Below are 17,793 nucleotides of genomic sequence, written 5' to 3'. Positions count from 1 at the left end.
CGCTTTAGGGCGCCAGTCTTTATTTATGCTGATGACCAGACAGTAATCTGGCATCGTCTGACAGAAACATTTTGAGAAAAATTTTCATCAAATAATGGGCTGCATCCACCCTGTTTTGGTTATTTGTGTACCAGACTTAGCAAATAACAATAGAGACAATGTGGAGCATTATGAAAGAGCAAAATCGCACAACCGGTATCGCCCCGTACGGTGGCGCAGCAGGCGGCTGGGGAGCCCTGAAAGCGGTCGCCGATGCGATCCGTGGTCAGATGTCAGTGAAACAGGATGTGATTGCCCTGTTTAAAGTTAATCAGCCGCAGGGCTTTGACTGTCCGGGCTGCGCCTGGCCCGATCCGCAACATGCCTCCTCGTTTGAATTTTGTGAAAATGGCGCGAAAGCGGTCTCCTGGGAAGCCACCAGCAAACGCACCACGCCAGAATTCTTTGCTGCTCACACCGTCACTGAACTGTGGCAGCGCAGTGCGTTACATCTGGAAGGTGAAGGGCGTCTGACGCATCCGATGAAGTACGATGCGGTCACCGATACCTATCAGCCGATTGAGTGGGAAACCGCGTTTAAGGAGATCGGCGAACACCTGCGTAGCTATGACGATCCCGATAGCGTGGAGTTTTACACCTCGGGTCGCGCCTCTAACGAAGCGGCTTTCCTGTGGCAGCTCTTTGCCCGTGAATATGGCACCAATAACTTTCCCGACTGTTCCAACATGTGTCATGAACCAACCAGCGTCGGTTTGCCAGAATCGATCGGCGTCGGCAAAGGCACGGTAGAGCTGGAAGATTTTGACCATTGCGATCTGGTGCTGTGCATCGGTCACAACCCTGGCACCAACCATCCCCGGATGCTCGGCACTCTGCGTGAAGTCTCTAAACGTGGCGCGACTATCGTGGCAATTAACCCGTTGCGTGAACGTGGGCTTGAGCGCTTTACCTCCCCTCAGAGTCCGATTGAAATGCTTTCCCTCAGCTCCACCGAACTGGCTTCGACCTATTACAAAGTGCGGGTCGGCGGCGATGCGGCGATGCTGAAAGGCGTGATGAAAATCCTGCTGACAATGCACCAGGAGGCGCTAAGCAATGGTGAGCCAGGGGTGATCGACGAAGACTTCATCGCCCAGCACACCGAAGGATTCGACGCTCTGAAGGCCGATCTTGACAGCACCGACTGGGACCACATCCTCAAGGTGTCAGGCATGGCGCGTGAAGAGATCCAGCATATCGCCCGGCTGTATGCCAGCGCTGAACGCACGATCATCTGTTACGGCATGGGCATTACCCAGCATCAGTATGGCACCCAGAACGTGCAGCAAATTGCCAACCTGCTGTTGCTGCGCGGCAATATTGGCAAACCCGGTGCCGGGATCTGTCCACTGCGTGGACACTCTAACGTGCAGGGCGACCGCACCGTCGGTATCACCGAGATCCCGCCGCAGTCGCTGCTCGATAACCTGGAAAAGGTGTTTGGCTTCCGCCCGCCGCAGAAACACGGTCACGGTGCCATTCAGGCCATTCAGGCGATGCGGGATGGTAAAGCCAAAGCCCTGCTCTGTCTGGGCGGTAATCTGGCTGAAGCCATTTCCGATCCCCAGGTGACATTCCCGGCGATGCGCAACCTTGACCTGGTGGTACACATGGCCACCAAGCTCAACCGCTCTCACCTGCTGCTCGGCAAACATAATTACCTGCTGCCGGTGCTGGGCCGCACGGAGACTGACATTCAGGCGACCGGCGCGCAAAGCGTCACGGTGGAAGATTCCATGTCTATGGTGCACGCCTCTCGCGGCTCTCTGGAACCGGCTTCACCGCACCTGAAATCTGAGCCGGCGCTGGTCGCCGCGCTGGCCGAGGCGACCCTGCCTGACAGCGTGGTCGACTGGCGCGCAATGGCCGCCGATTACAACCGCATCCGTGACGCAATCGAAGCCGTCTTCCCGGCGTTTGAAAATTTCAATGAGCGGGTGAAGCAGCCGGGCGGCTTCCGGCTTCATAATGCCGCTTCTGAGCGGGTCTGGAATACGCCGTCAGGCCGCGCACAGTTCAAAGTGATGCAGGGAATTAATGAAGATCCCCGTTCGCTGAAGTGTCACGATCTGGTGCTCACCACGCTGCGCAGTCACGATCAGTACAACACCACACTGTACGGCCTGAACGACCGCTATCGTGGTGTGACCGGTCGCCGTGACGTGCTGTTTATTAATGCCGAAGAGGCCGAGAAACGTGAGCTGCGGGTGGGCGATCGGGTCGATTTAATGGCGCTGGACCCGGACGGTCACCCCACCTCGCGGCAGATGAAAAACCTGACGATTGTGATTATCGATATGGCGCCCGGCTCCGTCGGTGCTTACTACCCTGAAGCTAACGTGATGGTGCCGCTCGACAGTCACGATACGCAGAGTGGTATACCGGCGTATAAAAGCATTCCGGTGACGATGACGCGGGTTACCGACGAAACGACCACTACGTCGGGCATATTACGTTAATCTTCCGGCGGGTGTCGGAGGCAGTATCAGTCAAGGTTGCCTGACGAACAGGCAACCTTTTTTTAGCTCGCGGCGGCAGGTAACGCCGGCGAAAAAGGTATCACTAGCCTGCTAAGAGTTAAATTTTAATTACCCTATCCGTAACAAGAGATGTCAGCCGTAACCTGTCTCACTCATTCAACCGCAATTAAACGCACGCCTTTCAATTAGGCATTTAATGCGATTATCAGGGCCGTTTTTTGCCCGAAGTTATACCTCAACTCAACGCGCAACATTCTTCGCTCAGCCCGACAACGCATCAATAATGCTTACCGGTCTGTTTGTCGCCTGATGACGTTACAAATTTGTTAAACGCAACCTTTTATCTGCTCTTATAACGGTTATGCAGCACCCATCGCTGCCCCTCAACAACTCACAGTGGAAGGAAGCAAACGCATGACAGTATTGAGCAGACGACGCTTTATGGCCTTTGCCGCCGGTGGTACGGTCGCATTGGCCGCGGGTCAGGTACATGCCCATGATAATCAGGTCAGGAGTTATCCGGCCGGTGCGCAATCCGGTGGTCGCGATCCGGGTCCGCACGATCCCATTCGTGAAGCGGAAAACCCGGATCTGGTTAATCCGCCCGCCACGGACAGCGGCACCCTGCCCAATCTGCGTTACAGTTTCAGCGATGCGCACGTCCGCAAAGGCAGCGGCGGCTGGACCCGGCAGGTGACTCAGCGTGAGCTGGGCATCTCAACCACCATCGCCGGGGTCGATATGCGTCTCAACGCAGGCGGTATTCGTGAACTGCACTGGCACAAAGAAGCAGAATGGGCTTACATGACCTACGGAACCGCGCGGGTCACCGCTTTCGATGCGCACGGCGGCTGGTTCGTCGATGATATCGGCGTCGGTGACCTGTGGTATTTCCCGCCCGGCATCCCGCACTCCATTCAGGGGCTGGGACCCGACGGCTGTGAATTTTTACTGGCCTTTGACGATGGCAATTTCGATGAGGACAGCACGTTCCTGCTCTCCGACTGGTTTAAGCATATTCCGCCGGAGATCCTTGCCAAAAACTTCCAGCTGCCGGTATCCACCTTCTCTCAGCTGCCGTCTCCGGCTGACGAATACATTTTCGCCGGTACGCCACCCGATCGACCCGCTGGCGACACGGTTCAGGGCGGCAGCCGATCGGCCCTGCGTTTTACCCATCACATGCTGGCCCAGGATCCGATTAAAGCGCCGGGCGGGACGGTTCGCATCACCGACTCCTCTAACTTTCCGATCGCCAAAGATATCGCGGCGGCGCTGGTCGAAATCGAACCCGGTGGACTGCGTGAGCTGCACTGGCATCCCAATAACGATGAGTGGCAATACTATCTGGAAGGCGAAGGCCGGATGGGCGTGTTTGCCTCATCGGGTCAGGCGCGGACGTTTGATTACCGGGCCGGTGATGTCGGCTATGTGCCGTTCGCGATGGGCCATTACATCGAAAATACCGGCAAGGGCCCGTTACGCTTCCTGGAGCTGTTTAAGAGCGACTATTATGCCGATTTCTCGCTCAACCAGTGGCTGGCCAGCACGCCTCCGGCACTGGTTAAGCAGCATCTGCATCTGGATGACGCCTTTATGGCGGCGCTGTCGCAAAACAAACGTCCGGTGGTCAGATAAGCCCGTGGCCGGATTACCGGCCATTCTTCCCGTGTGGCAGTGAGCTGTTTCAGCCCGTGCCATCAGCGCCCCGTCACCGCTTCCGCCCGTCCCGCCGCTGTTCACGGTTTTCTCTGCACATAGCATTCGTCGCACAGTCAACACTGCGGCAGAGTCGTATACACTAGCAGCCTGCGCGACCCGCGTGATGACGCGGTTAATAATGCACGTTCTCGTTTTATGGCTTGCACCGTTCTTCGGTGCTCACAGGGAAAATTGCTATGTTTCACCTGATTTTCAGCTTACCCAGCTGGTATGTCATTGCTCGCGTCATTGTTCCCTTATCCCTGCCGCTGGCCGTCAAAATTCTGTTATCGATGCTGGTGCTGCTGGCCTCACAATATCTGCTGGTCAGCCGCTTCACCTCGGGCGGCCTCTTCTCGGCAGAGATGCCGCGCATCATTATCATCCTGTTCAACTGGGCCTTCAGCACCGTGCTGCTGCTGGCGCTGATCCAGATCGCGATAGATATTATCGCGCTGCTCGCCCTGCTGCTGCGCCATCCGCTGGAACTGGTCCCCGGCGTACGCTATCTGGCCGTGCTGTTCGCCATGGTGCTGGCGGCGGTGGGCGTTCAGCAGGCGATACGGGTGCCGCCGGTCAAAGAGGTGACTCTTGTAGTGCCCGGCCTGCCGGCGGAGTTTGACGGCTATCAGCTGTTGCAGCTGACAGATTTGCATATCACACGCTTGTTTAACGCGGACTGGAGTGCAGCAACGGTGAAAAAGGCGATGTCGCTGGGGGTTGATCTGATTGTGGTCACCGGCGATGTGATTGATGGCAGTCTCGAACACCGCCGCAACGATGTCGCCCCGCTGCGCGACCTCAACGCACCCGATGGCGTCTGGGCAATCACCGGGAATCATGAATATTTCTTCCATCAGGCAGTCTGGACCGAACATCTGGCTTCACTGGGGCTTCAGCCGTTGCTGAACAGCCACAGGGTGATCCAGCGTGGCGAGGCAAAACTGGTGATTGCCGGTCTGCCGGACGCATCGGCACCCGCCAGACACTCACCGGGCCCCGATCTGGCAAAAGCGCTGGAGAATGCGCCCGCCGATGCGCCGGTCATCCTGCTGGATCATCAGCCCCGTAATGCGCGACACAACGCCGCGATGGGCGTCGATGTGCAGCTCTCTGGTCATACTCATGGCGGCCTGATCGTCGGGCTGGACCGGCTGTTTGCGAAACCCAACGGTGGCTTTGTTTCCGGTCTTTATCAGGTGGACGGTATGCAGCTCTATGTCAATAACGGCACGGCGCTCTGGCCGGGAATGGCGGTTCGTCTGGGCCGCCCGTCAGAACTGACCCGCATTACGCTGAGAGGCAAGCCCTGATTCACCGATCAGCGAGGCCTGACCCGCGATGCGTGCGGTTCAGGCCGCTGTGATCACTCTCCTTTCGTCACCCGTATACGGTGACAATCCTCCGGCCCCAGCGGCTCTCCGCTGGCGGATACCACGGCCAGCGGCTGCAGCGGCTGTTCACGCTGATTATCAATCAGCACCGAATGGACTTCGCCAGCGGTAAACAGATTCTGTTCACCCCACTGGCGCATCGCCACGATAATCGGAAACAGCGCACGTCCACGTTCTGTCAGTGCATACTCGCTGTAGGCGCTGCCGTCAGACGCAGGCCGCAGATCAAACACGCCCAGCTCCACCAGCAATTTCAGCCGCGCGGCCAGAATATTTTTCGCCAGCCCGAGGTTTTTCTGAAATTCACTGAAGCGGCGGACGTTGTCGAAAGCCTCGCGAACGATCATTAAACACCAGCGTTCACCAATCGCTTCCAGCGTTCGGGCCACCGGACATTCACTGTTTAACAATGCGGATTGTTTTGCCATGTTCACTCCTGCGCTTTAAGGCGTTCTGCTGAGTATACTCCGCGATCGTCAATCTGGTTGCTAAAAAAAACCACCGCAGCTAATAATGGTTAACTGGTTTTATTTCGAAACCAGATAGCCATCAGAGGTGCGCAATGCTTCAGACCGACAGCAACAGGCGGGTTCCGACAGGGAACAGTGACGTCAGGGCCTCATCAGCCAGCAGTAAACCGGTGCCGCTGAGGCAGGTATTGCTGTTCGGTATGATCTGCTCACTGGCGGTTGGCAACGTCTATTTTGCCCAGCCTCTGCTGACCGCTATGGCGCAAACTTTTGCCGTTTCGGCCGGTTCGATCGGCGTGGTGGTTACCGCCACGCAGGTCGGTTATGCGCTTGGACTGCTGTTTATCGTGCCGCTGGGGGATATCGTTAATGGCCGCCATCTGATTGTCGGCCAGTTGCTGGTCCTGGCGCTGGCGGTGTTGCTGGTGAGTTTCTCTCCGGATTTTTATGCTCTGCTGATCAGCATGAGCCTGGTCGGTCTGATGGCGGTGGTGGTTCAGGTGGTGGTGGCTTATGCCGCCTCGCTCTCCTCTGCGGCGCAGCGGGGTCAGGTGGTGGGCATGGTCACCGGAGGCGTTGTGCTGGGGATTCTTTTTGCCCGGCTGACGGCTGGCGTGATCGCCGATCTCGCGGGCTGGCGTGCAGTCTATCTCTGCTCTGCTGCGCTGTTAGTGCTGCTGGCTGGGATCTTTTACCGCACGACGCCCGCCACGCCTCTCCCTGGCATCAAACCCCGCTGGCCCCAGCTGATGCGCAGTTTCTTTCGGTTGTTTACCGATGAACCGCGACTTCAGGTGCGGGGAACGCTGGCTATGCTGATTTTTGCTGCCTTCAGCGTGTTCTGGACCTCGATGGTGCTGCCGTTAAGCCAGCTTAATTTCAGCCATAGCGCTATCGGCCTGTTTGGCCTGGCAGGTATTGCGGGCGCACTGGCCGCAATCCGGGCTGGTCGCTGGACCGATCGCGGCTATGGGCAACGCACCACCGGCGCTGGCTTGCTGCTGCTGACGCTGTCGTGGCTGCTGCTGGCGTTACTCAATTATTCAATCTGGCTGTTTATCGCGGGTGTGATCCTGCTGGATTTCGCGGTGCAGGCGGTCCACGTCAGCAGCCAGAGTCTGCTTCTCCAGGCCCGGCCTGAGGCGGGTAGCCGGCTGATCGCTGCCTATATGTGCTTCTACTCGGTCGGCAGCGCCCTGGGTGCAGTAGCCGGCACGCGGGTCTACGCACTCTGGCAATGGCCGGGCGTTTGTCTGCTCGGCAGCGCCATCAGCCTGACCGCGCTGCTGTTCTGGTGGGCTACGTCGCGCGCCTTACCTGCTGCTGCTTCCGCCACTCAGGAGCGATAAAATGAAAATACATCATCTGCTGCTTGCCGTGCTGATCACCGCTATCTGGGGAATGAACTTTTCCGTGATTAAACTCGGACTGCTGGAGGTTGACCCGTTTATCCTTGCCGGGCTCCGCTTTCTGTTGTGCGCCCTGCCTGCCCTGTTTTTCATCGCTAAACCGGATGTGAAATGGCGCTGGCTGATCGGCTACGGGCTGGTGTTCGGCGTCGGTTTGTGGGGCATGGTCAATCTGGCGATCAGGCTCGGACTCTCGGCCGGGGTCGCATCACTGTTACTGCAATTCAGCGCGCTCTTTACCCTGGTTCTGGGAGGATGGGTGTTTCGCGAGCCGCTGTCGCGCTATCAGTGGGCGGGCATCGCCATCGCGCTGACCGGCTTGCTGTGCATCATTTTTCTGACCGATGGCTCCGTTTCTCTGCCCGGGCTGGGCTGCGTGCTGGTGGCGGCGGTGGCCTGGAGCGTTGCCAATATTCTGTATAAAAAAGCCGATACCCGGCAGGTATTTGCCTTTTTGATCTGGTCGAGTCTGTTCGCCCCGATCCCATTATTCATTCTGGCTTATGCTGTTAATGGATGGAGCGGCTTCCAGGGTTTACTGGCTCACACCCACGGAATAACGCTGTTGTCGATCCTGTTCCAGGCCTATCCCAATACCCTGTTTGGCTACTGGGTATGGAACGCCTTACTGAAACGCTATCCGGTCTCTACCGTTGCGCCACTCTCCTTGCTGGTGCCGGTGTTTGGCTTACTGGGATCGTTCTGGATTTTCGATGAGCCGTTGTCAGCGCTGAAGCTGGCTGCGCTGCTGATCATTATCAGCGGCCTGAGTACCGGCTTATATGGCGCCCGCCTGAGGCAGGCGTGGCGTGGCCGGACGGCTCCCTGATGCACGACATTCCCTGCCGGGATAAAAGGAGGTCAACATGATCAGGCTATGTACCGCCTGTGGCACCGCATATCAGCAACAGCAGAGTCAGTTAACTCACTGTAAAATCTGTGACGATGCGCGGCAGTACGTCCCCGCGTCGGGCCAGAGCTGGATCGATTTCGGGCAACTGACTTCCCGTCACGCCAACAAATGGACGGCACACGGCGATGCCCTGCTGAGCATCAAAACCGTGCCGAAATTTGCTATCGATCAGCGGGCTTTTCTGCTGCGCACCCCGCAGGGAAATGTACTGTGGGACTGCATTGCCAATCTTGATGAGGCGACCCTGACGCTGGTAAAAGCACTCGGCGGTCTGCACGCCATCGCCATTTCCCATCCGCACTACTACACCACCATGCAGGAGTGGGCCGCCGCCTTTAACGCACCGATTTACCTGCACGCGCGCGATCGCGAATGGATAGTGCGCGACAGCCCACACATTAAACTGTGGCAGGGTGAATCGTTAGCGCTGTTGCCTTCACTGACGCTACTACGGCTCGGCGGCCATTTTCCCGGTGGCTGCGTACTGCACTGGGATGAAGGCGACGGCGTGATCCTGGCGGGTGATATTCTTCAGGTGACGCCCGGCGCGCATGGCGTGTCGTTTATGTGGAGCTATCCGAACATGCTGCCGCTTTCCGCCGCCGCGGTGCAGGGTATTCTGCAACGGCTTTCTGGTGTGACATTCGGGCGACTTTACGGTGCCTTTGACGGGCAGGAAATTCACCGGCAGGCCAAAGAGAAAGTGATGCGATCCGGGCAAACCTATCTGGCCTGCTTAGAAAACCAGGACGAATGACAGCCCTGAAGGCAGCTTAGCCCGCAGCGCACACCGGACGTGGCGACGTGCGTGAACTGGCGATTGCAGCCACTCAGCCAGCCGCAGGTCTGCTCTTCCGGCTCCGCATAGCGATTGACCCCCATGTCGGTAAGGTTTTTTAATCTATCCGCAAAAAAGCCTCCCGAAGAGGAGGCTTTAGACATAATGCATCGATTCAGAAACTTTCCCAGTTGGCCCTGGTTAAATCGACAATCTGGCGGTCGGGTTGAGGGCTTTGCAATGCCGGACGGATGCCAGCACGGTTTTGCACTGCCTGAGGAGCCCGGCTGTGGTTATCCACTTTAAAGGTGGCCACCAGCGCCGATAAGGTTTCAGCCTGTTCCTGCAGGGATTTTGAAGCCGATGATGCCTCTTCAACCAGCGAGGCGTTCTGCTGCGTAACCTCATCCATCTGACCGATAGCCAGATGAACCTGCCCGATGCCCTTACTTTGCTCAGAGGTAGCCGCAGCGATCTCATTCACCAGATCGGCGACCTGCTGGATCGCCTGACGGACATTTTCACTGTTACTGCCAACACCACTGGCCTGTTCTAAACCGTGCCCGACCTGTGACACCGAGGTTGCGATAAGGTCTTTAATTTCACGCGCGGCAGACGAGGAGCGCTGTGCCAGATTACGCACTTCAGAAGCGACAACCGCGAAGCCCCGTCCGTGCTCACCGGCACGCGCCGCTTCTACCGCCGCGTTCAGCGCCAGGATATTGGTCTGGAAAGCGATGCCTTCAATCAGCCCGGTGATTTCAGAAATTTTAGCCGAGCTGGCGCGGATCTCATCCATCGTACTCAACATTTGCTTCACCGCCGCCCCGTTCTGAATCGACATATGATTCGCATTGTTTGCCAGCTGACTGGCCTGTTGCGCACCTTCTGCATTCTGGCGTACCGTTTCGCTCAGCGTTGCCATGCTGGAAGAGGTCTGCTCCAGCGAAGCCGCCTGCTCTTCGGTGCGCGAAGAGAGATCTTCATTGCCCGCCGCGATTTGTGTCGAACCGGTACTGACCGATTGTGCAGCATGATTCACCGACAACAGCGTCGCGGAAACCCGCTGTAACAGCCCATTAAACGCCATCGCGGTTTTGCCAATCTCATCTTTTCTTAACACCGGCGCGGTACGGGTCAAGTCGAGCGTATTGCTGACCTGAGTCAGGGTATTGACCATGCCCGAGAGGCTTTTCCGGATGCCAAGAATAGTGCTGGCAGAGAAAGCGCCGAGCAGCAGGATGATCAGCAAAGAGCCGCCTGACATCGCCCACAGCGTCAGGCGGTAGACGCGCTGATTTTCTGCCCGCAGCTGATTGCCGATATTAATGTTCAGCTCAATCTGACGGGTAAAATCCGCTTCAAGTTTTCTTGCGGCAGCGCCGATCCCGGCATCACCCTGCAGCAGTGCCAGCGAAACCGCATTATTGTGCGCACGTGAAGCCGCAATAAATGCCGGTAACGCGCTACGCACCGCGTCAAGATTTCTGTAGGACTGCTCGGTCAGCGCTTTATCTTCCTCGTTGGAGATGTCATTCGCCATATAGTAATCGCTAAGCGATTTGATCTCGTCCAGCAACTGGTTAATCCGCTGCTCGGCCGCCGGCAGTCGGGCACTCTCCATCATGCTCTGATGGCGATACAGCGCAATCCCGAGCTGATTAGTCGCACTGATCGATTTGTTGATATCCCGGATGCTGGGAATGGCATTGACCTGCACATATTCAAAACGGGACTGAAAACCTGAGATCACGGATAAAGAAATAATCGCCAATGCAATCAGAGAGATTGCAAGCAGTGAGAATACCGTTACCAGTCGCTGTGTAATAGTCATAAATGCTCGCTGTAAAACAGGCTAAAAAAAGCACAGGGTTATTTAGTGAATCGTTTTTATCGGCGCGGTTTAAACGGGCTTTAATTGATTTTCGCCATTATATTTTTTTATTATTTCTTGCAAACAGCCTGTTCTGGACTATGTAATAAATTGCATTCAGGATGCATGTCGGCGCGGAGCGATTATTTTTCCGCGCCTCTGTTGATTATTTTATTGTCGACACGATTTACTCCTCAGCGGGCAGAATATATCCGCACAGAAACCGTTCATGGCCTGATGATTAGCGTTCTTATTATGAAATTTCAGCATCAGATAAGCGCGCCGCGGGCAAAATCGGGTCATAACGGCGATCTGTACGAACAGGGGATCTCCTGCGCGCGCCGTGCTGTCAGCCCCGGAATTCCGTGCGCTGCGCAAAATAAGTTACATCAGAATTTCTGATTGAATAACGGCCCTTTACCTGAGTCTGTCTGAACAAGCTGGGCGTCTGCATGGTTGATTTTGTCAGTACCAATTAAAAAACGTGATTGGGCTGGCAGAAATCAAATCATGGTCTATGCTCACTGGCCCGACCAGGCTCAGGTCTGGTCCACAGCAATAATACATACAATAAAAAAGGAGTCATTATGGATTTAGCCACATTTGAAGCCAGAACCGGCCTTTGGCCACATATGCAGTTTACCGATGTCGAATATGAAGTGTGCGGCGATCGGGTTGAGATCTACGCCATTGATGTCAGTGGTCAGACGAAGAGTAAGTTGTTTATCTGCCGTGTTGCGAATGAACAACAGGCAGCATCGCTGACCGCTCAGTTCAAAGAGTGGTTGCCTAAACTGAAGCTGAAAAAACGCAAAGTGGCGCTCAACCTTGCTCGTGTCGCCTGTGAAAAGAGTTATCCCGCCACGCTAAACCGGCCGGCTCGTCACACAGCCAGCCGATCGTTCTGATCGCCCGGCCGCGTCCCTTTCTTCAGCCTGACTGTCAGCGGTCAGGCTGATCAGATTAGCCGGTCAGCGGGTGCCAATGGCGCGTTCATCACGGTTTACGACAGCCGGAAAAGGCGATCGTCGCCTGGCGCAACAGAGACATCCTGAAACGGTGTGATGTGGATTTCGATCCAGTGATTGGCAGCCCGCAAGGTGTGTGGCCAGTTGCGCCGCGCCAGTTCTGCGACAAAATCATGGGTGCTTATCGTCAACCTGCCGTTTTCGTCCTGTCGTATTGCCTGACGGAACGCGGTATGAATTTCATCTTCATGTGACATTTATCGCTTCTCACATCAACTGTATAAATAAACAGTATTAGTAATCGACTCAGTAATCAAGCGTTGAGCGTCATTCCAGCCTGCTTCACTTCAGCCTGGCGCCGTCTGCTGTTTCACCTATCGCTTGTGGCCGGACTAAAAAGTGCCAGCCCGATCCTGCTGACATCGCTAAGCGCCCCCCTTCGCACGGATGTAAGTAATTATTTGATTTATAATATTATTTTTGGATTTTCGTTACAGGCAGCAGGCGCGGTCGTTGCTTTCTCACTCCTGCCGCTCAGTGACTTTAAGCCAAATCTTAGAAAACGTTTTCATATAAGCGTAACGCGTTGATTAGCCAGACAATCACCTTCCATTAGCGTTTTAATTATTTGATATCTAACTAAAATAATAAGTAAACGTAGCGGCAACTCTGCAGGTTTTGCCCTATCTTTAAATGGCTCTGTAAGGAAATCCACTCCGATTACAGAGTGATCTAACTCCTACCCTTGCCCCCTTTTTCAGGGGGCTCTTTTTTATAGACTGCCAGGTCGTTTTCAACAGGCGGTTTTCCTCGCCCCGCTCCACTGATTATTCCCGCTGATCGGATAAGGCACAAAGTCAGCCTCAGCAGTAAAGATATACCTGAGCAGGAATTAATACCGATTAGCGTTAAGAAAGGTTATTTATTTGTAACGGTATAATTCATTACGCTGAATCAATACAAACAATGCGGATTATATTGCTTTGAAAAGAATGCTTTTTTTATTCATATCGTTGATACAGGCTTTTCGTGAGTGAAAATTGGACCAACACGCTATGGAAACAATTAAAAAAGTTGGGTAATAATCACACTGACCACCCTTATCCGGCGCCTCACCAGGGAAGCCGTTAGTCCATAAAAACAGGTTCGTTCGTTGTTTGCCCCTGCCTTAATGGAAGGGGCTTTTCATGTGCGTTGTTTCAGTCAGCGTAATGGGCTGTTCTTTTCCGCTTAAACGTTATCTGACCTCTCTGTTAGCAGACCAGATTAATCCGGTCAGCAGATTTCAGCCTGCATAAATGGACGCCCGCCATCCGCCCAGCAGAGGGATGAAAACGCCGCTGTTGTGTCGCTAACCGCGATTCACTCTGTGTTATGGTTGCTGAGCAAATACCAGCCATGCGAGTCCGCCTATGCTTTCCACCATCATTTACCGTAGCCAGCTTACGTCTTGCGTCTCACCTGAGAGATTGCAGGCGCTGGTCGATCATGCCAGTTCTAAAAACATGGCTATTCAGGTGACCGGTATCCTGTTATTTGATGGACAGCATTTTTTCCAGGTGCTGGAAGGCACAATGGAAGCCGTTCTCGACGTCTATCAGCGTATCAGTCAGGACGATCGGCATTTTAATCTGATTGAATTAATGCGTGATTACGCGCCGGCCCGCCGGTTTGGCCATGCGGGTATGGAGCTGTTTGATCTGCGGGGCTACCAGGACAGCTCCGTCGTGGAGGCGCTGCTTAACCGTGTCACGCTGAATGCCAGTCGGGTGAAAGGCGATCGGGTGGTGAAATTCTTACGGTCTTTTGTAGAGGGCCGCGATAAAGAGACCTTTATTGCAATTGATCCGGCACAGGCCTGGCAGCTGGTTACCCCACCGCAACCTGCCCTTCCATCACCTTATTGTCCTGCGCCCGACCAGCATTGTGCATTTGCCCTTCAGCCGATTGTCGATGTCGCCCGTCGCCGCATCGTCTCCTGTGAGGCGCTGATACGCGGCCCGCAGGGCGCCTCACCAGCAGACTATTTTGCCCGACTGCCTGAAGATAAGATTTATCAGGCCGATCTCCATTCAAAAACCTACGCCTTTATGCTGGCCAGGCATCTGGGGATGCGTCATCAGACGCTGTCCGTCAACCTGCTGCCGATGTCACTGGTGGTGATTGAACACGCAGTTGAACAGCTGATCCAGCAGATCATCCGACAGGGGTTACGCCCGGAGCAGGTGGTGGTTGAAGTGACGGAGGATGAGGTCATTTCGCGCTTTGATGAATTCCAGTTTGCGGTACAGCAGCTGAAAGCAGCCGGCATCAGTCTGGCGCTCGACGATTTTGGTGCCGGTTTTGCGGGCCTTTCGCTGTTAGCGGAGTTTCAGCCAGACAAAGTGAAAATTGACCGAAAGCTGATTATGGATATTCACCGCAGCGGTCCGCGTCAGGCGATCGTGCTGGCGATCCTGAAATGCTGTAATGCGCTGGAAATAACGGTGATAGCGGAAGGGGTCGAGAAGATTGAAGAATGGCTGTGGCTGGAAGGCGCGGGCGTTCGCTATTTTCAGGGGTTCCTGTTTGCCCGGCCGGCCCTCAATACTATTCCGCCGGTAAGCTGGCCTGAACGTCGCCAGTTACGCTGATCGACTCTTTTCGCAGGAGTATGATGCAGCTCACACCGCTTCGCTGCAAAGCACAGAAGCTGTGCCAGGCTTAATCCATCGGTCAGAGAGAGCGTCTGGCTGATAATGATTAAATCGCTGGAAACCAGCCTGAAAGTGGAGAATCACCATGAACGAAGATCGCATTAGCGGTAACTGGAAGCAGTTCAAAGGCAAAGTTAAGGAAAAATGGGGCGATCTCACAGATGACGATATGACCGTTGTTGAAGGGAAGCGCGATCAGCTGGTCGGTAAGATTCAGGAACGCTACGGATACGAAAAAGATCGTGCCGAGAAAGAAGTAAAAGAGTGGGAAGATTCGAACAAGTACCACTGGTAATACCTTCTCTATGCCGGGCTGCCCTGCGCCCGGCTCGTTTTCTGTTTCACTCCCCTGCCCTCATTTATCACGTCACGCTTGCTCCTCTGAGGTGCCGCATTTGCTGCACTGATTATTATGGAAATGATTGTTTCTTTATAGGGCCGTGACGCGCATACTGCCGACGTCGTCCCGGTCACCGGGATCCGTACCCCTCCGGAAATCTATTATGCCCCAACACTCTACCGACACGGTCTGCGGCCTCGTCGGGGTTCTGCCTGAGACGCTGCGCCGCTGGCGTCGTGCCGGTCTTATAACCTCTCCCGGACCTGCCGGTTATTCCGACAGCCAGTTGACGCGTGCGCTCTACGTGCGCGACATGACCTCAGGCGGCCATACGCTTTTCGATATTCACACCTCGCTTCGCTGGCCTGCGCTGAAGCCTCCGGGTGGCTGGGCCTGCCGGGAAGAAGAGTTGTTGCAACTGTTACGTCATAACGCGGATGAAGACATTGAGCGCGAATTACGCATGATGGGCACCGATTACAGCGGCGATGATTATGTTAACTGCTATCTGCGGCCGCTGAATCTCTGGTTACGTACCGATGTCAGTGACGGATCAGCAAGCCGTCAGCAACGTTTCCATTCCGCTATCGTCTCGCAATGGGAAGGTCTGGCGCTGGCGTCTCAGCGTCGCAGTACCGTGCCGCTCTTTCTTGAAGCAGTCAGCGTCACCGATGAAACAGAGATCTGGATGGAAGCCATCCGTCTTAACGGACAGGGGTTTCGGGTCGAAGTTGCTGCGGTTGCCTCCGGTAAGCCTGCCGTGGCTCACCGCCGGTTTGATCATCATCTGATGTGGTGCAGCGACGGGATTACACCACTGATGAATGCCGCCTATCAGTCGATGCTGGCGGCAGGTCAGCCAGTGATGCTGACCGGAACCGATACCCGGCTCAAGGCCGGGGAAGAGGTGCTGGCCATCAGCGCCTGACGGCAGCCTGCATCACGCCCGTCGGTCACCGGATAAAAAAGGCGGAAGACGATCGTTATCGCCTTCCGCCTTGACGTCCTTCACTTACCCATTATTTCTGATGTTCCAGCGTTCTGGCTCCGCCGGTTTCAATAGGAATACGGCGAGGTTTCTCACTTTCCGGTATCTCCTGCAGTAAACCAACGTTCAGCAGGCCATCCGCCAGGCTGGCACCGGTCACTTTCATGTGTTCGGGAATAGCGAAGCTCAGCCGGAAATCATGACGGGCAATACCGCGGTAGATCCAGCCACTGTTCTCCTCATTCGCGTCACCGGACGCTTCCGGCGCCGTGGTCTCTTTCTTACCTGCCACAGAAAGGCGTCCACCGCTGAGCTCAATTTCAAGCTCGTGCTCTTTCCAGCCCGGTACGCTGACCGTCAGCGCGTAACGATCGTTGTCGACTCGCTGCAGATCGTAAGCGGGTGCTGACGTCAGCTGGCTGTCGCCGGTGAGCTGACTGAACAGTTTATCGATGCGGCTGAATCGATCTGATAATGCGGAATCAGCCAGTGAGGGGAAGACGGAAATCTGATGTAATGACATGGCGATAACCTCCTGAATAATGTTCATCCAAAAGCTCATCTGACCGGCTGACAGTGGCCGGTCACTTCTTAAAATAATAGCCTTTTCATCACTTTCAAGGCGGCGGGCTGATTTTTTTATTGTCATAAAGTCAATAAGTTAAATAATCGCTCATCGCCGGATGCTGGACTATTTCTTTGCGTGCGGGGTAAGGCAGAAATGGGGATGTCGGCCCGCCAGTAACAGCAGCAGCTCATATTCACCCTGACTTAACAGCGTCGGATTAACGGCCGCTTCTTTGGTTTGCCAGACACGCAGGCTGAGGTCAAAGCGCTCGGCGGCGCTCTGCTGAGAGAGTCCCGCGGCAAGTCGAAGTTCACGAACATTATTCTGCACAATCACAGGCTGCGGGGAGGAACGATTAACCAAAAAAAACTCCTTTGAAATGAGTGACCCGCATAAAAAACGTAACGCTGCTTTTTATCGAAAACAGAGCGTTACCGACGCGGCCCGGATGTTTTGACATGAGAATAATTGACCATTTTATTTAAATGTCAAATATCCGGCTTATCTTTTACCTGTAATCCGGCGTTAAGCGGAGCGGCGCATTGTGTCAGTAAATCGTCATTTTTCAGTTTTTTAGAATGCTTTATTTCTGATGCCAGGAATTTTCCTGTTATTTTTAATCTCGCTGATTCAGGGATTATTCCGCTATCCCGTGTTCCTCTCATTCGTCAGGATAGTCCGTTTAGCCTGAGGATAATTTTCAGGCCGGCTACCCTAAAAAAACAAGAGGAGAAAAAACAGATGAAAAACCCTATTCAGCGCCGTTCACCGGAAGACCTGTCGCGGGTGGAGCTGCGTGAACAATGGCAGATTACCTACTGGACGCAGGAGCTGAAGACAACGCAGGAACGGCTGACACGTGCAATTCGTGAAACCGGCCCTGAGGCGGATCATGTGCGCGACTGGCTGGAGAAAAATCCGCCGCCACGACGCCCGGCGCAATCCGCCACCGGCAGTAAAGGTTAACCTGACTGTCGCCTGAGCCCCGGCATCAGCCAGAACTCATCAGCGATACGCGTTGCCTGACAGGGTGGCTCAGCGGCTGACGGAAAGCGACGCTGAGTGACTCTGGCGGCGTTTTACCTTTTTTCTGAAGGTGTTACCGCTCCTCTTTTGGTGAGGCTGCCACCATTTTTCCCTTACATCTCCTCTTACCGACCGCATATTCCGAATTAA

The 17,793-nt window shown here is 54.9% G+C and carries 16 protein-coding genes; 11 read left to right on the top strand and 5 right to left on the bottom strand.

The window, feature by feature from the left end; translation table 11 throughout:
• The first annotated feature begins 170 nt into the window (after positions 1-170).
• The 3 genes from WFK59_RS20915 to WFK59_RS20905 all read left to right on the top strand — a co-directional run bounded on the left by WFK59_RS20915 (position 171) and on the right by WFK59_RS20905 (position 5,533).
• On the top strand, positions 171-2,498 hold the full coding sequence (locus WFK59_RS20915; protein WP_336757172.1) for an FdhF/YdeP family oxidoreductase: 2,328 nt from the start codon (positions 171-173) through the stop codon (positions 2,496-2,498).
• A 435-nt stretch (positions 2,499-2,933) separates the two neighbouring features.
• Complete coding sequence (locus WFK59_RS20910; protein WP_233988885.1) at positions 2,934-4,157, top strand: cupin domain-containing protein; 1,224 nt, start codon at positions 2,934-2,936, stop codon at positions 4,155-4,157.
• Positions 4,158-4,417: 260 nt separating this feature from the next.
• Complete coding sequence (locus WFK59_RS20905; RefSeq protein ID WP_336757171.1) at positions 4,418-5,533, top strand: metallophosphoesterase; 1,116 nt, start codon at positions 4,418-4,420, stop codon at positions 5,531-5,533.
• 53 nt (positions 5,534-5,586) lie between these two features.
• On the opposite strand, the gene WFK59_RS20900 is transcribed toward WFK59_RS20905, so the two are convergent.
• Positions 5,587-6,042 (bottom strand): winged helix-turn-helix transcriptional regulator, encoded by a 456-nt coding sequence (locus tag WFK59_RS20900; protein ID WP_233988883.1) that lies wholly within the window; start codon positions 6,040-6,042, stop codon positions 5,587-5,589.
• Between the two features lie 134 nt (positions 6,043-6,176).
• Here WFK59_RS20900 and WFK59_RS20895 point away from each other — a divergent pair, with 134 nt between their 5' ends.
• Genes WFK59_RS20895 through WFK59_RS20885 form a run of 3 tightly spaced genes read left to right on the top strand, consistent with a single transcriptional unit; the run spans position 6,177 to position 9,163 of the window.
• Positions 6,177-7,433, top strand: a complete 1,257-nt coding sequence (locus WFK59_RS20895) for an MFS transporter (RefSeq protein ID WP_336757169.1) — start codon at positions 6,177-6,179, stop codon at positions 7,431-7,433.
• A gap of 1 nt (position 7,434) precedes the next feature.
• Positions 7,435-8,322: an EamA family transporter gene (locus tag WFK59_RS20890; protein ID WP_336757168.1), complete on the top strand. Its 888-nt coding sequence runs from the start codon at positions 7,435-7,437 to the stop codon at positions 8,320-8,322.
• A gap of 37 nt (positions 8,323-8,359) precedes the next feature.
• Positions 8,360-9,163 (top strand): MBL fold metallo-hydrolase, encoded by an 804-nt coding sequence (locus WFK59_RS20885; RefSeq protein WP_336757167.1) that lies wholly within the window; start codon positions 8,360-8,362, stop codon positions 9,161-9,163.
• Between the two features lie 196 nt (positions 9,164-9,359).
• Here WFK59_RS20885 and WFK59_RS20880 read toward each other — a convergent pair whose 3' ends face one another.
• On the bottom strand, positions 9,360-11,018 hold the full coding sequence (locus tag WFK59_RS20880; protein ID WP_336757166.1) for a methyl-accepting chemotaxis protein: 1,659 nt from the start codon (positions 11,016-11,018) through the stop codon (positions 9,360-9,362).
• Positions 11,019-11,644: 626 nt separating this feature from the next.
• On the opposite strand from WFK59_RS20880, the gene WFK59_RS20875 reads away from it, so the two are divergent.
• On the top strand, positions 11,645-11,965 hold the full coding sequence (locus tag WFK59_RS20875) for a hypothetical protein (protein ID WP_336757164.1): 321 nt from the start codon (positions 11,645-11,647) through the stop codon (positions 11,963-11,965).
• Between the two features lie 95 nt (positions 11,966-12,060).
• Here WFK59_RS20875 and WFK59_RS20870 read toward each other — a convergent pair whose 3' ends face one another.
• Positions 12,061-12,282 (bottom strand): DNA polymerase V subunit, encoded by a 222-nt coding sequence (locus WFK59_RS20870; protein WP_336757162.1) that lies wholly within the window; start codon positions 12,280-12,282, stop codon positions 12,061-12,063.
• A gap of 1,155 nt (positions 12,283-13,437) precedes the next feature.
• Here WFK59_RS20870 and WFK59_RS20865 point away from each other — a divergent pair.
• The 3 genes from WFK59_RS20865 (at position 13,438) to WFK59_RS20855 (ending at position 15,989) form a co-directional block, all read left to right on the top strand.
• A complete protein-coding gene (locus WFK59_RS20865; RefSeq protein ID WP_233988877.1) occupies positions 13,438-14,658 on the top strand; it encodes a diguanylate phosphodiesterase in 1,221 nt (406 codons plus the stop codon).
• 148 nt (positions 14,659-14,806) lie between these two features.
• Positions 14,807-15,016 (top strand): CsbD family protein, encoded by a 210-nt coding sequence (locus tag WFK59_RS20860; RefSeq protein WP_064738984.1) that lies wholly within the window; start codon positions 14,807-14,809, stop codon positions 15,014-15,016.
• A 208-nt stretch (positions 15,017-15,224) separates the two neighbouring features.
• A complete protein-coding gene (locus tag WFK59_RS20855) occupies positions 15,225-15,989 on the top strand; it encodes a MerR family transcriptional regulator (protein ID WP_262287808.1) in 765 nt (254 codons plus the stop codon).
• Positions 15,990-16,080: 91 nt separating this feature from the next.
• Here WFK59_RS20855 and WFK59_RS20850 read toward each other — a convergent pair whose 3' ends face one another.
• On the bottom strand, positions 16,081-16,572 hold the full coding sequence (locus WFK59_RS20850) for an Hsp20 family protein (RefSeq protein WP_233988875.1): 492 nt from the start codon (positions 16,570-16,572) through the stop codon (positions 16,081-16,083).
• 168 nt (positions 16,573-16,740) lie between these two features.
• Positions 16,741-16,980: a transcriptional regulator gene (locus tag WFK59_RS20845; RefSeq protein ID WP_233988874.1), complete on the bottom strand. Its 240-nt coding sequence runs from the start codon at positions 16,978-16,980 to the stop codon at positions 16,741-16,743.
• A 105-nt stretch (positions 16,981-17,085) separates the two neighbouring features.
• Between WFK59_RS20845 and WFK59_RS20840 the strand changes: the two genes are divergently transcribed.
• Positions 17,086-17,583, top strand: a complete 498-nt coding sequence (locus WFK59_RS20840; protein ID WP_336757158.1) for a DUF3606 domain-containing protein — start codon at positions 17,086-17,088, stop codon at positions 17,581-17,583.
• Positions 17,584-17,793 lie beyond the last annotated feature (210 nt).

It is taken from the genome of Pantoea sp. USHLN298, assembly GCF_037149395.1.
In the GTDB taxonomy this organism is placed as follows: Bacteria; Pseudomonadota; Gammaproteobacteria; order Enterobacterales; family Enterobacteriaceae; genus Pantoea; species Pantoea astica.
The sequence above is the reverse complement of the archived record's forward strand: the minus strand, read 5'-3'. Positions and strand labels throughout refer to the sequence as shown.

Coding starts and splice junctions, on each gene's coding strand:
- WFK59_RS20905 (WP_336757171.1), top strand. CDS start 4,418: ATGTTTCACCTGATTTTCAGCTTACCCAGCTGGTATGTCATTGCTCGC.
- WFK59_RS20910 (WP_233988885.1), top strand. CDS start 2,934: ATGACAGTATTGAGCAGACGACGCTTTATGGCCTTTGCCGCCGGTGGT.
- WFK59_RS20885 (WP_336757167.1), top strand. CDS start 8,360: ATGATCAGGCTATGTACCGCCTGTGGCACCGCATATCAGCAACAGCAG.
- WFK59_RS20890 (WP_336757168.1), top strand. CDS start 7,435: ATGAAAATACATCATCTGCTGCTTGCCGTGCTGATCACCGCTATCTGG.
- WFK59_RS20900 (WP_233988883.1), bottom strand. CDS start 6,042: ATGGCAAAACAATCCGCATTGTTAAACAGTGAATGTCCGGTGGCCCGA.
- WFK59_RS20850 (WP_233988875.1), bottom strand. CDS start 16,572: ATGTCATTACATCAGATTTCCGTCTTCCCCTCACTGGCTGATTCCGCA.
- WFK59_RS20865 (WP_233988877.1), top strand. CDS start 13,438: ATGCTTTCCACCATCATTTACCGTAGCCAGCTTACGTCTTGCGTCTCA.
- WFK59_RS20870 (WP_336757162.1), bottom strand. CDS start 12,282: ATGTCACATGAAGATGAAATTCATACCGCGTTCCGTCAGGCAATACGA.
- WFK59_RS20880 (WP_336757166.1), bottom strand. CDS start 11,018: ATGACTATTACACAGCGACTGGTAACGGTATTCTCACTGCTTGCAATC.
- WFK59_RS20875 (WP_336757164.1), top strand. CDS start 11,645: ATGGATTTAGCCACATTTGAAGCCAGAACCGGCCTTTGGCCACATATG.
- WFK59_RS20855 (WP_262287808.1), top strand. CDS start 15,225: ATGCCCCAACACTCTACCGACACGGTCTGCGGCCTCGTCGGGGTTCTG.
- WFK59_RS20915 (WP_336757172.1), top strand. CDS start 171: ATGAAAGAGCAAAATCGCACAACCGGTATCGCCCCGTACGGTGGCGCA.
- WFK59_RS20860 (WP_064738984.1), top strand. CDS start 14,807: ATGAACGAAGATCGCATTAGCGGTAACTGGAAGCAGTTCAAAGGCAAA.
- WFK59_RS20895 (WP_336757169.1), top strand. CDS start 6,177: ATGCTTCAGACCGACAGCAACAGGCGGGTTCCGACAGGGAACAGTGAC.